Annotated in this window: 8 protein-coding genes; 5 read left to right on the forward strand and 3 right to left on the reverse strand. The window is 72.5% G+C overall.

All coding sequences use genetic code 11. The features are described from left to right. Positions 1 to 276 precede the first annotated feature (276 nt). Positions 277 to 1,128 (forward strand): hypothetical protein, encoded by an 852-nt coding sequence (locus TR50_RS15235; RefSeq protein ID WP_042420808.1) that lies wholly within the window; start codon positions 277 to 279, stop codon positions 1,126 to 1,128. Between the two features lie 143 nt (positions 1,129 to 1,271). Here the strand turns inward: TR50_RS15235 and TR50_RS15240 are convergent, their stop codons facing one another. The 3 genes from TR50_RS15240 to TR50_RS15250 form a co-directional block, all read right to left on the reverse strand. Beyond that, a complete protein-coding gene (locus TR50_RS15240) occupies positions 1,272 to 5,459 on the reverse strand; it encodes an ABC transporter ATP-binding protein (RefSeq protein ID WP_042420810.1) in 4,188 nt (1,395 codons plus the stop codon). Positions 5,460 to 5,531: 72 nt separating this feature from the next. Beyond that, positions 5,532 to 5,957 (reverse strand): PPOX class F420-dependent oxidoreductase, encoded by a 426-nt coding sequence (locus TR50_RS15245; RefSeq protein ID WP_042420812.1) that lies wholly within the window; start codon positions 5,955 to 5,957, stop codon positions 5,532 to 5,534. Between the two features lie 177 nt (positions 5,958 to 6,134). Then, positions 6,135 to 6,752: an SACE_7040 family transcriptional regulator gene (locus tag TR50_RS15250; protein WP_042420814.1), complete on the reverse strand. Its 618-nt coding sequence runs from the start codon at positions 6,750 to 6,752 to the stop codon at positions 6,135 to 6,137. A 157-nt stretch (positions 6,753 to 6,909) separates the two neighbouring features. Here TR50_RS15250 and TR50_RS15255 point away from each other — a divergent pair, with 157 nt between their 5' ends. From TR50_RS15255 to TR50_RS15270, 4 genes are all read left to right on the forward strand, one after another. Then, positions 6,910 to 8,577, forward strand: coding sequence for a carboxyl transferase domain-containing protein (locus TR50_RS15255; protein ID WP_042420816.1), 1,668 nt, complete (start codon positions 6,910 to 6,912; stop codon positions 8,575 to 8,577). Positions 8,578 to 8,604: 27 nt separating this feature from the next. Next, positions 8,605 to 10,722 carry an acetyl/propionyl/methylcrotonyl-CoA carboxylase subunit alpha gene (locus TR50_RS15260; protein WP_042420821.1) on the forward strand — a complete coding sequence of 706 codons (2,118 nt, stop codon included), beginning with the start codon at positions 8,605 to 8,607 and terminating at the stop codon, positions 10,720 to 10,722. Positions 10,723 to 10,803: 81 nt separating this feature from the next. Continuing rightward, positions 10,804 to 11,736: a hydroxymethylglutaryl-CoA lyase gene (locus TR50_RS15265; RefSeq protein ID WP_042420939.1), complete on the forward strand. Its 933-nt coding sequence runs from the start codon at positions 10,804 to 10,806 to the stop codon at positions 11,734 to 11,736. Positions 11,737 to 11,901: 165 nt separating this feature from the next. Next, positions 11,902 to 13,077, forward strand: coding sequence for an acyl-CoA dehydrogenase family protein (locus tag TR50_RS15270; RefSeq protein ID WP_042420941.1), 1,176 nt, complete (start codon positions 11,902 to 11,904; stop codon positions 13,075 to 13,077). Positions 13,078 to 13,154 lie beyond the last annotated feature (77 nt).

Genomic DNA, 13,154 nt, shown 5'->3' on the forward strand with positions numbered 1-13,154 from the left:
CCGCTGGGCGGGTCCGCGGAGCCGGTGCCGCGGACCCGCCCAGCCGCGGCGCACCGTCTCCGGGCGCGCGTTCCGGGCTTATCTCCGGGCGCGCGTTCCGGGGCCGTCTTCCCGGCGCGGCAACCCGGACCCGGAAACGGGGCGAGGCAGTGGGAAACGGTCGCCGGACGCGGAAACGGGGCGAGGCAGTAGGAGACGGTCGCCGGACGCGGCCTATCGATCGAGGTCCGTGGGTAGTTCACTCGCGACGGACGGTTGTCGAAGCAGGGTGGCTGGATGATCGGCGATCTCTGGGTGCTGGTGGCACCGCTGGAGACCCCGGCCCGGAAGGGGGCCGAGGTCGACGAACCACGCCTGCTCGCACTGACCGAGGCGGGAACGGCCGAGGCCGATCGCGTGGACGGCCTGATCCCGGTCGACCGTGTCGAATGGGATGCCTGGCGGGCTGCCGCCGCCGACTACCGAGCCGCCGTCGCGGACGCCGCCCGCGTGCTCGCCCTCGCGGAACGCCGAGCCCAGCGGGCCGCAGGCCGGCTGCTCCCCGGTGTCCGCCGCCGCGCGGCCCGCGAGGCCGAGACCACCTTCGACGCCGCCCTCGCCGAGTACGCCGGTGCCGTGCGCACGGCCGCCACCGGCTACTGGCCGATCCACTGCGAGATCCGCCGTCGGCTCGACTCCCAGGCCGCCGCCCGCCGTTGGGTCGAGATCCGTTCCCGCTTCGCCGGTCGGGGGACCGAACCGGTCTGGGGCTGGTCGCTGCGCGAGCTCGACCATGAGGAGAGCCCGGGGCTGGTGGAGCTGACGGTGTTCCGTTGGGACGGCGACTCCCCCGCCGCTCCTGCCGACTTCATCTCCCCCGACCGCTTAGGCGCGCAGGACCTCGACCGTGAACTGCTGCGCCTGCGCGCGGAGTGGACGGTCCGCCGCATCGTCTGGGACGAGCCGGCGCGCCTTCGCGTCGAGGAGGAGAACGGCGGCGTGCCGTTCGCGCTGTGGTGGCGCGCGGTGACGGCCCGCGTCGACGCCGCGGAGAAGGTGATCCCGCCCCGCTCCGGTGACGGCCCGTTCGCCGCACCGCCCGCCGGAACCGGCCGCCGCCGCATCGAGGTTCTGCAACTGCCGGAGTGACGGCGCCGACAGCGCCGCTCCGCATGCGACAGCGCCCGTCTTCTGCCAACGGATCGACGGGTCGGCAGAAGACGGGCGCTGTCCCGCGCTGCGGTGCGATGCGGTGCGGTGCGGTGCGGTCGGCGCAGTGGATCCGGTGGGAGCTAACCGACCTTGGCCGTCTGCTCCTCCCCCACGAACGCGCGCCACAGGCGGGCGTAGGCGCCGTCCGCGGCGAGGAGGTCGGCGTGGGTGCCGTCCTCGACGACGCGGCCGTGGTCCATGACCACCACGCGGTCGGCGCGGGCCGCCGTGCTGAGGCGGTGGGCGATGACCACGGTGGTGCGGCGCTTGCCGCCGTGCCGGGTCAGGCGGTCCGCGGCGCGGTTGACCGCGGCCTCGGTGGCCAGATCCAGCGCCGCGGTCGCCTCGTCGAGCAGCAGCAGGTCCGGGTCGACCAGTTCGGCGCGGGCGAGGGCGATCAGCTGGCGCTGGCCGGCCGACAGGTTCCGACCCCGCTCGCTGACCCGGTAGAGGTAGCCGCCGTCGAGCCGGGCGATCATCTCGTGCGCGCCGACCGCACGCGCCGCCGCCTCGACCTCGGCGTCGCTCGCGTCCGGGCGGCCGTAGGCGATGGCGTCACGGATCGTGCCCGCGAAGAGGTAGGCCTCCTGCGGGACGACGCCCAGGCGGTGCCGGAAGCCGGCCAGGTCCAGCTCGCGTACGTCCCGGCCGTCCACGCGCACCGCGCCCCCGGTGACGTCGTAGAACCGGGCCAGCAGCTTGACCAGCGTGGACTTGCCCGCGCCTGTCTCGCCCACGAGCGCGACGGTCTGACCGGCCGGGATGCGCAGCTCCACGCCGGTGATCGCCTCGGGCTTGCGCGCGGGCGTCCTGCCGGACGCGGGCGCCGTCGGGTCGGCCAGGGTGGCGTCGGCCCCGAGGGCGTTGTAGGCGAAGCGCACGTCGTCGAAGTGGATGTCACCCGTCAGGCGCCCCACGGCCTCCGGCTGCGCCGCCTGCGGTGTGGAGGTCGGGGTGCGCAGCAGTTCGCGGATCCGGCTGAGGCCGACGGCGGCCTGCTGGTATCCGTCGAACACCTGCGAGAGCTGCTGCACCGGCGAGAAGAACAGGTCGATGTAGAGCAGGTAGGCCACCAGCGCACCGGTGGTCAGGGTTCCGGCGTTGACCCGGTTCGCGCCGACGATCAGCACCAGGGCCGCCGCCACGCTGGAGAGCATCTGTACGAACGGGAAGTAGAGCGAAATGTACAGCTGCGCCCGGACGCGGGTGCGCCGGTAGTCGTCGCTGCGCTCGGCGAAGCGCGCACGGTTGTGGTCCTCGCGCCGGAACGCCTGGACGATCCGCATGCCCGCGACGTTCTCCTGCAGGTCGGCGTTGACCGTGCTGACCTTCTCCCGGCCGAGCTGGTAGATCTTCGACGACTTCGCGCGGAAGACCAGGGTGGCCACGATCAGGATCGGCAGCACGGCGAAGACGTAGAGCGCGAGCCCCGCGTCGAGGACCAGGAGCACCACGAAGATGCCCGCGAACGTGAGCAGGCTGACCACGGCGGTGACGACGCCCGTCTGCAGGAACGAGGTCAGCGCGTCGACGTCCGTCGTCATGCGCGTCATGATCCGGCCGCCGAGCTCGCGCTCGTAGTAGTCGAGACCGAGTCGCTGCAGGTGGGCGAAGATCTTCACGCGCAGCCCGTACAGCACACGCTCACCGGTGCGTCCGCTGACCTGCGTCTCGGCGGTCTGCACCCCCCAGTCGACGAGGACGACCGCGAGCGCGATCAGCGAGACGAGCCCGACGGCGCCGGCCGCCCCCTTGCTGACGCCGTCGTCGATGCCGCGGCGGATCAGGATCGGCAGCACCAGCGAGGCGAGCGCGTCCAGCGTCACCAGAAGCAGAGCCAGCAGCAGCGGCCCCCGGAACGGTGCCAGCATCCGGCGCACGTTGAACGCCGGGTCGGGCCTGCGGGCCTCGTCCAGGGCGATCGCCGGGGTCTCGTCGGCCGGTGGCAGCGCTGCGACCTTGGCCAGGAGGTCGGGTGTGGCGGCCATGGCGCCCATCGCCGCGTGCACGCCGCCGGGTCCGCCCATGTGGCCGCCACCCGCGCCGGGCCGGTTGGCGGTCACCGGCGCATCCGGGTCGGGCTCGGGGTAGCGTTCCCGGTCCCACAGCTCCGGCGTGACGCCGCCGACGCGGACGGCGACCTGCGCCCCGTCGACGGCCTCGAGCCCGTGGCGCCGCGCACCGTCGATCCGCGCACCGTCGATCCGGGCGCCGTCGAGCTGAACGGCACCGATCGGAGCGGCGTCGATCTGAGCGGCACCGATCGGAGACCCGTCGAGCCCGGCCGTGTCACGTTCCTCGGCGTCGAGCTCGATCGCAGCCGCCGCCTCGGCCTCCATCAGCACGGCGTCGGCCGGTCGGACATCGGTCAGCTCGTCGTCGGCCAGCTCGGCGGCCAGCAGCGAGTCGGTGAGGATCTGGGCCGCCGGATCGGCCTGGCGGATGTCGGCCGCCATGGCGTCCGGGTCGGTCAGCAGCGAGCGGTAGAGCGGGCAGCGGGCGTCGAGCTCCTCATGGGTGCCGAGGTCGACGAGACGCCCCTGGTCCAGCACGCCGATGCGGTCGGCCAGCTGAAGCGTCGAGCGGCGGTGTGCGACCAGCAGCGTCGTGCGGCCGGCCATCACCGTGCGCAGCGCGTCGTGGATCTCCGCCTCCACCTGCGCGTCGACGGCGGAGGTCGCGTCGTCGAGCAGCAGGATGTGCGGGTCGGCCAGGATGGCGCGGGCGAGGGCGACGCGCTGACGCTGACCGCCGGAGAGGGTCAGTCCCTGCTCGCCGACCACGGTGTCGTATCCGTCGGGCAGCTCGCGTATGAAGCCGTCCGCCTGCGCGGCCCGGGCGGCGGCGACCACGTCCTCGTCCGTCGCGTCGGGGCGGCCGTAGGCGATGTTCGTGCGCACGGACTCCGAGAAGAGGAAGCTGTCCTCCGGCACCATGCCGATCGCGGCACGCAGCGAGCGCATCGTGAGGTCCCGCACATCGTGGCCGTGGACGCGGACCGTTCCGCTGGTCGCGTCGTAGAAGCGCGGTACGAGCATCCCGACCGTGGACTTGCCGGAGCCCGAGGCGCCGACGAGGGCGACCGTCTCACCGGCCCGCACGCTGAGGTTCAGCCCGCGCAGCACCGGTTCGGGCGAGGAGGCGTAGGCGAAGTCGACGTCCTCGAAGGAGACGGCGGGCACGCCGTCGAGCTCCGCGAACTCGTCCAGCTCCTCCGGATCGAGGTCGATCGCGGAGTCGCGCTCCTTGATCACCGGTCGCTCGTCGATCAGCTGCAGGACGCGCTCCACGCTGGCGCGCGCCTGCTGGCCGACCGTGAGCAGCATGGTGAGCATCCGGACCGGGCCGGTCATCTGCGCGACGTAGGTGGAGAAGGCGACGAAGGTACCGAGCGTCACCTGGCCGCGCACGGCCAGCCAGCCGCCCAGGGCCAGCACCGCGACCTGGGCCAGGGCGGGGATGGCCTGCATCGCCGGGCTGTAGCGGGCGCTGAGCCGCACGCCGCGCAGGCGCCTGGCGTAGAGGCGCCGGCTGGCGGACTCGAGACGGCCCAGCTCCTGCTCCTCCTGGCCGAAGCCCTTGACGACGCGGACGCCGGAGACCGCCCCGTCCACGACGCCGGCCACCCGGCCGGCCTCCTGCTGGGCGGACCAGGTCGCGGGGAAGAGCCGCCTGCGGCTGAGCGACGCGAAGTACCACAGGGCCGGGGCCATGGCCAGCGCGATCAGGGTCAGCAGCGGCGACAGGAAGAACATCACCACGATGGAGAGCAGGAACATCAGCACGTTGCCGGTCATCATCGGCAGCATGCTGAGCAACCCGACGATCATCTGCAGGTCCGAGGTGGCCCGGCCGACGACCTGCCCGGTGTCGAGTCCGTCCTGCTTGACGCCGTCGAGCCGGGTCAGTGAGTCGAACAGGTCCTGGCGCATGTCGTGCTGGACGTCCATGGCCAGGCGTCCACCCCAGTAGCGGCGGACCATGGTGAGCAGGAAGACCGCGACCGCGGCGGCGACCAGCGCGATCGCCCAGGGGGCGAGCGAGCTGCGGTGGGTGGTGATGACGTCGTCGATGATGTGGCGCGGGATCAGCGGCACGAGGGCGCTGATCGCCATGCCGAGCAGCGAGGCGCCGAACGACAGCAGGACGTTGGTGCGGTAGCGCCAGGCATACCCGCTCAGCCGACGCACCCAACCGGACCGGCGCTCGGTGTCCGGACCGGTGGAGGGGGCTTCGACTTCCCCTGGAGACTTATGAGCCTGAGACATATTTAGCGATACTAATCTTCTCGTCGGTCAGCTGTCCATGTCGCTTTAGGGGCTTACCCGCCCCGGCTCGAATCACCAGCCACCCCAGCCGTAGACCCGCTCGACCGGGATGCGCACCACGAGCCGCCGGTCGGCCACCATGGCCGCCCGGTACTCGTCCCAGTCCGGATGCTCACCCGCGATCCGCCGGTAGACCTCGACCAGCTCGTCGACGGCCGCGTCGGCGGGACCAGCCGCGACCGGGCCGAGCTGGGCCGTGCCCTCGACGACGGCGTAACCGCCGAAGTCGGGCCGGGTGACGTAGACACTCACCCGGGCGTCGCGCCGCAGGTTGGCCACCTTCGCCCGGTCCGCGGTGGTGGAGAACCGGATCAGCTCCGCGTCGGGATCGAAGGTGATGCTGACATTGGAGAGCTGCGGCCGACCGTCCCGCTTGAGGGTGACCACCGCACCGGTCTGCGAGCGTGCGACGAGATCCAGCAGGTCCTTGTTCGCCATCGTGCGTCCTCCCGTGCGCCGGATGATGCCCTCTGGGCACAGCACCAGACTGCCGCCGGGTGTTCCCGTCGCGCACCGGGCGACGGTCGCGGTCAGGGCTCCGCGATGGTCGTAGGACCTCGGACGGAGACGGTCCCGCGAAGGCCCGCCTGAAGGGCGGGGCCAGGGGCGGGGCCGCTACCGCTCGGCGGGCGTGGCCGCCGCGCCCAGGGCGCCGAGGGCGAGGCGGTGCAGCAGCCCCGCCATCGCCGCACGCCCGTCCGGGTGACCCGCGACAGAGGGGCCGGCGGCGGCACTGTGCGGGGTGGAGTTCAGCAGCCCGAACACCGCGTGGACGGCCGGACGCGCCTCGTCCCCGAGCCCGGGAAAGACGTCGCGGGCGACGCCGACCCACAGCTCCACGTACTGGCGCTGCAGACTGCGCACCTGGCGGCGCTCCTTGTCCGGCAGGTTGAGCAGTTCCCGGTCGTGCAGGGTGATCAACGCGCTCTCGTCGAGGGCGAAGTCGATGTGGCACTGGAGCAGCGACTCCAGGGCCTCGCGCGGATCGGCGGAGGCGTCGACCCGCCGCCGGCCCTGCTCCAGCAGTCGCCCGCTGATGCCGATCAGCAGGTCCGCCAGCATCGCGTCCTTCCCGGCGAAGTGCCGGTACAGGCCGGGCCCGCTGATGCCGACCGCCCGGCCGATCTCGTCCACGCCCACGCCGAGGAAGCCGCGCTCGGCGAAGAGACGAGCGGCCTCCCGGCGGATCTGTGCCCGCCTCGGGTTCTCCGGCGCGACGGTGGTGGAACCCATGGAGGCGGCAGAACCGGCACCGGTCGACGCTCCGGCCGCCGCGCCGGAGGGACTCGAAGGCTTGACCATCAGGCCATCGTAGACAGACCTGTTAGGCGGCGTTAACCTGAGCCGTATAAGTTAACGCTCGTTCACAGGAGCAAAGGAGCTCTCGGCGATGGCACCCGCTCCACTCCCCACCGGCTTTCCCCCGAGCCCACAGGCCCGGGCCGCCGCTCCGCGGCTGGACAGCACGGTGGATCCCACCTCGGCCTCCTACCGGAGCAACACCGAGGGACACCAGGCCCTGGCCGACGAACTGCGGACCAAACTGGCCGCGGCCGCGGCGGGCGGCGGAGCACGCGCTCGCGAGCGCCACACCTCCCGCGGCAAGCTGCTGCCGCGCGACCGCGTCGACACACTGCTCGACGCCGGCTCACCGTTCCTCGAGCTCGCGCCGCTGGCGGCCGACGGCCTCTACGGCGGGGACGCCCCCGCCGCCGGCGTGATCGCCGGTATCGGGCGGGTGGCGGGCCGCGAGGTGGTCGTCGTCGCCAACGACGCGACCGTCAAGGGCGGCACCTATTACCCGATGACGGTCAAGAAGCACCTGCGCGCGCAGGAGGTCGCCCTCGACAACCGGCTGCCCTGCGTCTATCTCGTCGACTCGGGTGGCGCGTTCCTGCCGATGCAGGACGAGGTCTTCCCCGACCGGGACCACTTCGGCCGGATCTTCTACAACCAGGCCCGCCTCTCGGCCGCCGGCATCCCCCAGCTGGCCGCCGTGCTCGGCTCCTGCACCGCGGGCGGCGCCTACGTGCCGGCCATGAGCGACCAGGCCGTCATCGTCCGGAACCAGGGGACGATCTTCCTGGGCGGGCCGCCGCTGGTGAAGGCCGCCACCGGCGAGGTCGTCACCGCCGAGGAGCTGGGCGGCGGCGAGCTGCACTCCAAGACCTCCGGCGTCACCGACCACCTGGCGGAGAACGACGGCCACGCGCTCTCCATCCTGCGCACGATCGTCGGCGAGCTCGGCCCCCGAGCCCCTCGCCCGTGGACCGTCGAGCCGTCCGAGGAACCCGCCGTCGACCCGGCCGGCCTCTACGGCGCCGTGCCCGTGGACTCGCGCACCCCCTACGACGTGCGCGAGGTCATCGCCCGCATCGTCGACGGCAGCCGATTCGCCGAGTTCAAGGCCGAGTACGGCCCGACCCTGGTCACCGGCTTCGCCCGGATCCAGGGCCACCCCGTCGGGATCGTCGCCAACAACGGCATCCTCTTCGCCGAGTCCGCCCTCAAGGGCGCGCACTTCATCGAGCTCTGCGACCAGCGCGGCATCCCGCTGCTCTTCCTGCAGAACATCTCGGGCTTCATGGTCGGCCAGAAGTACGAGGCCGGCGGCATCGCCAAGCACGGCGCCAAGATGGTGACGGCCGTGGCCACCACCCGGGTGCCGAAGCTGACGGTGGTCATCGGCGGCTCCTACGGCGCGGGCAACTACTCGATGTGCGGGCGGGCCTACTCCCCTCGCTTCCTGTGGATGTGGCCGAACGCCAAGATCTCCGTCATGGGCGGCGAGCAGGCCGCCTCGGTGCTCGCGACGGTGCGTCGCGACCAGATGGACGCCCGCGGCGAGGAGTGGCCGGCCGAGGCGGAGGAGGAGTTCCGCCGCCCGGTGCGCGAGCAGTACGAGCGCCAGGGCAACGCCTACTACGCGACGGCCCGCCTGTGGGACGACGGAGTGATCGACCCCCTGGACACCCGCACCGTCCTCGGCCTGGCGCTCAGCGCCTGCGCCAACGCGCCCCTGCCCGAGCCGCGCCCCTACGGCGTCTTCCGCATGTGACATGACGAGAGGTCACCTCCAGTGCCTATGTTCGAAAGTGTTCTGGTGGCCAACCGCGGCGAGATCGCGGTCCGGGTCATCCGCACGCTGAAGCGGCTCGGTGTCCGCTCCGTCGCCGTGCACAGCGCCGCCGACGCCGCCGCGCCGCACGTCCTCGCCGCGGACACCGCCGTCCTGATCGACAGCTACCTCGACGGCGCCGAACTGGTCGCCGCCGCCAAGCGCGCCGGGGCCGAGGCCGTCCACCCCGGCTACGGCTTCCTCGCGGAGAACACCGGCTTCGCCCGTGCCTGCGCCGAGGCCGGACTGGTCTTCATCGGCCCGCCCGCCGAGGCGATCGAGCTCATGGGCGACAAGATCAACGCCAAGGAGGCTGTCAAGGCCGCCGCTGTCCCGGTCGTCCCGGGCAGCAGTGGCGACGACCTCGACGACGCCGCCCTGATCGCGGCCGCGGCCGAGATCGGCTTCCCGGTCCTGCTCAAGCCGTCCGCCGGCGGCGGCGGCAAGGGGATGCGCCTGGTCCGTGAGGCGGACCGGCTGGCCGAGGAGATCGCCGCCGCGAGGCGCGAGGCCCGCACCTCGTTCGGCGACGACACCCTGCTGCTGGAGCGGTGGATCGACCGCCCCCGTCACATCGAGATCCAGATCCTCGCCGACGCGCACGGCAACGTCGTCCACCTGGGCGAGCGTGAGTGCAGCCTCCAGCGGCGCCACCAGAAGCTGATCGAGGAAGCCCCCTCCGTGCTCCTCGACGAGACCACGCGCGCCGAGATGGGTGCGGCCGCCGTGCGTGCGGCGAAGTCCTGCGGCTACACGGGCGCAGGCACCGTCGAGTTCATCGTGCCAGGGGCCGATCCCTCCTCTCATTTCTTCATGGAGATGAACACCAGGCTCCAGGTGGAGCACCCGGTGACCGAGCTGGTCACCGGCCTGGACCTGGTGGAGTGGCAACTCCGCGTGGCCGCGGGCGAAGTGCTCCCGTTCGCCCAGGCCGACGTCACTCTCACGGGACACGCCATCGAGGCGCGGATCTGCGCCGAGGACCCGAGCCGCGGGTTCCTGCCCTCGGGAGGACAGGTCCTGCTGCTCCAGGAACCCGAAGGGGAGGGGGTCCGGGTGGATTCCGGACTGGCCCCCGGGCTGGTCGTCGGCAGCACCTACGACCCGATGGTGTCCAAGGTCATCGCCTACGGCCCCGACCGGGACACCGCCCTGCGCAGGCTGCGCGCCGCCCTTGCGGAGACGGTCGTCCTCGGGGTCGTCACCAACGCCGGCTACCTGCGCCGGCTCATCTCTCATCCCGACGTCGTCGCGGGGCGCCTCGACACCGGTCTGGTCGAGCGCCACCCGGAGCTGACGCTAGTCCCGACCGGCGACACCGGCCAAGCCGGCAGCGCGCAGCCTGTGGAAAACCTCCCGCTGCTGGCCGCCGCGCTGCTGCGCCAGCTGGCCCTCGCACCCGCCCCGGCCGCCGACGGGTCGGGCTGGACCGACCCGTTCGCCCGGCCCAGCGGCTGGCGGATCGGCGGCACGCCCGCGTGGACCAGGCACCACCTGCGGCTTCCGGGCTCCGAGCCGGAGCTGGTGCTGGTCCGCCCGCTGCGCGGCGCGGAGCACGGCGCCCCGCAGGGCAGGGACAACGGCGCTAACCGGGGCGCGTTCGAGGTCAGGATCGGCGACGGCGAGATCCTGCGGGCCGAGGCCCGCACCCAACTGGCGGACGGCGCGGGCCGCCTGGCCGTCACCGTCGACGGCGTGACCCGCGGCTTCGCCTGCGGGGTGGAGGGGGCCGAGCACGGCGACGGCACCGTCTGGCTCTCCCGTGACGGCGACAGCTGGGCCTGCCACGTCCACGACCCGCTCGCCGAACTCGCGCTCGGCGGGGCCGGAGCCCACGGCGGTTCCCTCACCGCGCCGATGCCGGGCACCGTGACCCTGGTCAAGGCCTCCGTCGGCGAGACGGTGAAGCGTGGTCAGGCCGTGCTGGTGCTGGAGGCGATGAAGATGGAGCACGTCATCACCGCGCCGCACGACGGCACGGTCGCCCAGCTCAAGGTCGTCCCGGGTGGCACGGTGGCCATGGACGACCTGCTCGCGGTGATCACTCCCGCCTCCGCCCCGACCGACGAGACCGCGGAATCCTGAGGAGTGGTGATGACCGATCAGACCGACCGCGCCGGGCAGCAGACGCCGCACGAGCCGACGGTGCTGGAGCTCGGCCTGCCGATGGCCGTGCGCGCGGACGGGCTGCCGCAGCGCGTCCGGATCCACGAGGTCGGCCCCCGCGACGGGCTGCAGAACGAGTCCGTCGCACTGCCGGTCGAGGTCAAGGCGGAGTTCATCGCCCGGCTCGCCCAGGCGGGCCTGACCACCGTCGAGGCGACCAGCTTCGTCCACCCCAAGTGGGTCCCCCAGTTGGCGGACGCCGAGGAACTCTTCCCGAAGGTCTCGACGTTGCCGCAGCAGTACCCGGGGCTGCGGCTCCCGGTCCTGGTGCCCAACGAGCGCGGGCTGGACCGCGCACTGGACCTGGGCGCCACCGAGATCGCCGTGTTCGGCAGCGCCACCGAGACCTTCGCCGCGCGGAACCTCAACCGGACCGTCGCCGAGTCGCTGGAGATGTTCGCCCCCGTCGTCCACCGGGCCGCCGAGGCCGAGGTGAGGGTCCGCGGATACCTCTCCATGTGCTTCGGGGACCCGTGGGAGGGCCCCGTCGCGACCGAGCAGGTCGTGGCGGTCGGCAAGGCGCTGCTCGACCTCGGCTGCGCCGAACTGAGCCTCGGCGACACCATCGGCACCGGCACGCCCGGTCAGGTGGAGGCGCTGCTCGGCGCGTTCGCCGCGGCCGGAGTCGGCCCGGAGAGGCTCGCCGTCCACTTCCACGACACCTACGGCCAGGCGCTCGCGAACACGCTCGCGGCGCTGCGCTGCGGAGTCTCCGTGGTGGACGCCTCCGCCGGCGGACTGGGCGGGTGCCCCTACGCCAAGAGCGCCACCGGAAACCTCGCCACCGAGGACCTGGTCTGGATGCTCGACGGCCTCGGCATCGAGACCGGCGTGGACCTCGCCGCGCTGGCCGCGACCAGCCAGTGGCTCGCCGGACACCTCGGTCGGCCGAGCCCGTCCCGGGCCGTGCGCGCCCTCGTCGGATCGAGCTGACCGGGCGCGGCGACCGACGAGCGGACAGGCGCTCACACAACTGCCTCACACAACTGCACAGCACCCCTGAACCACCACCGGACGGCCGTCGCAGACGCCCACAAGGCCGCACGGCGGCTGCCCGTTTCCCTTCTTCCGCCTCCCCACCCTCAGGAGACCACCATGCTGGACCACCGCCTCGAGCCAGAGCACGAGGAACTGCGCCGCACTGTCCGGGAGTTCGCCCGCGACGTGGTCGCGCCGAAGATCGGCGAGTTCTACGAGCACGAGGAGTTCCCCTACGAGATCGTCCGCGAGATGGGCCGGATGGGCCTGTTCGGCCTGCCCTTCCCGGAGGAGTACGGGGGCATGGGCGGCGACTACTTCACCCTGGGCCTGGCCCTGGAGGAGCTGGCGCGGGTCGACTCCTCCGTGGCGATCACCCTGGAGGCCGCGGTCTCACTCGGCGCCATGCCGATCTACCTCTTCGGCACGGAGGAGCAGAAGCGCACCTGGCTGCCGAAGCTCTGCTCCGGCGAGATGCTCGGCGCGTTCGGCCTCACCGAGCCGGAGGGCGGCTCCGACGCGGGCGCGACCCGCACCACGGCCCGGTACGACAAGGCGACCGACGAGTGGGTGATCAACGGCACGAAGTGCTTCATCACCAACTCCGGCACCGACATCACGGGCCTGGTGACGGTCACGGCACTCACCGATTCGAGCGACGATTCGGGCCATGCCTCGCCCACGCGCTCGATCTCCAGCATCATCGTCCCCACGGGGACCCCGGGCTTCACGGTCTCCAAGAAGTACTCGAAGGTCGGCTGGAACGCCTCGGACACCAGGGAGCTCTCCTTCACCGACTGCCGCGTCCCGGCGGCCAACCTGGTCGGTGAGCTGGGCCGCGGCTACGCCCAGTTCCTGCGGATCCTCGACGAGGGACGCATCGCCATCGCCGCCCTGGCCACCGGTCTGGCCCAGGGCTGCGTCGACGAGTCGGTTCGCTACGCCGCCGAACGGCACGCCTTCGGCCGTCCGATCGGCGCCAACCAGGCGATCCAGTTCAAGGTCGCGGACATGGAGACGCGGGCGCACATGGCCCGTCTCGCCTGGTACCACGCGGCCAGCAGGATGGTGGCCGGCGAGCCGTTCAAGAAGGAGGCGGCGATCGCCAAGCTGTACTCCTCCGAGGCGGCCGTCGACAACGCGCGCGAGGCCACGCAGATCCACGGCGGCTACGGCTTCATGAACGAGTTCCCGGTGGCCCGCTTCTGGCGGGACTGCAAGATCCTCGAGATCGGCGAGGGCACCTCGGAGGTGCAGCGCATGCTGATCTCGCGCGAGCTCGGCATGCCCGCCTGACGACCACGTCGGGCTACCGGGCGGCTGGGGCCGCCTGGGCGGGCTCGGGCGGCTCGCGGGTGCCCCGTGCCCCGAGC

It is taken from the genome of Streptacidiphilus anmyonensis (assembly GCF_000787855.1).
GTDB classification, from domain to species: Bacteria; Actinomycetota; Actinomycetes; order Streptomycetales; family Streptomycetaceae; genus Streptacidiphilus; species Streptacidiphilus anmyonensis.

Coding starts and splice junctions, on each gene's coding strand:
- TR50_RS15255 (WP_042420816.1), top strand. CDS start 6,910: ATGGCACCCGCTCCACTCCCCACCGGCTTTCCCCCGAGCCCACAGGCC.
- TR50_RS15250 (WP_042420814.1), bottom strand. CDS start 6,752: ATGGGTTCCACCACCGTCGCGCCGGAGAACCCGAGGCGGGCACAGATC.
- TR50_RS15235 (WP_042420808.1), top strand. CDS start 277: ATGATCGGCGATCTCTGGGTGCTGGTGGCACCGCTGGAGACCCCGGCC.
- TR50_RS15260 (WP_042420821.1), top strand. CDS start 8,605: ATGTTCGAAAGTGTTCTGGTGGCCAACCGCGGCGAGATCGCGGTCCGG.
- TR50_RS15245 (WP_042420812.1), bottom strand. CDS start 5,957: ATGGCGAACAAGGACCTGCTGGATCTCGTCGCACGCTCGCAGACCGGT.
- TR50_RS15240 (WP_042420810.1), bottom strand. CDS start 5,459: ATGTCTCAGGCTCATAAGTCTCCAGGGGAAGTCGAAGCCCCCTCCACC.
- TR50_RS15265 (WP_042420939.1), top strand. CDS start 10,804: ATGGCCGTGCGCGCGGACGGGCTGCCGCAGCGCGTCCGGATCCACGAG.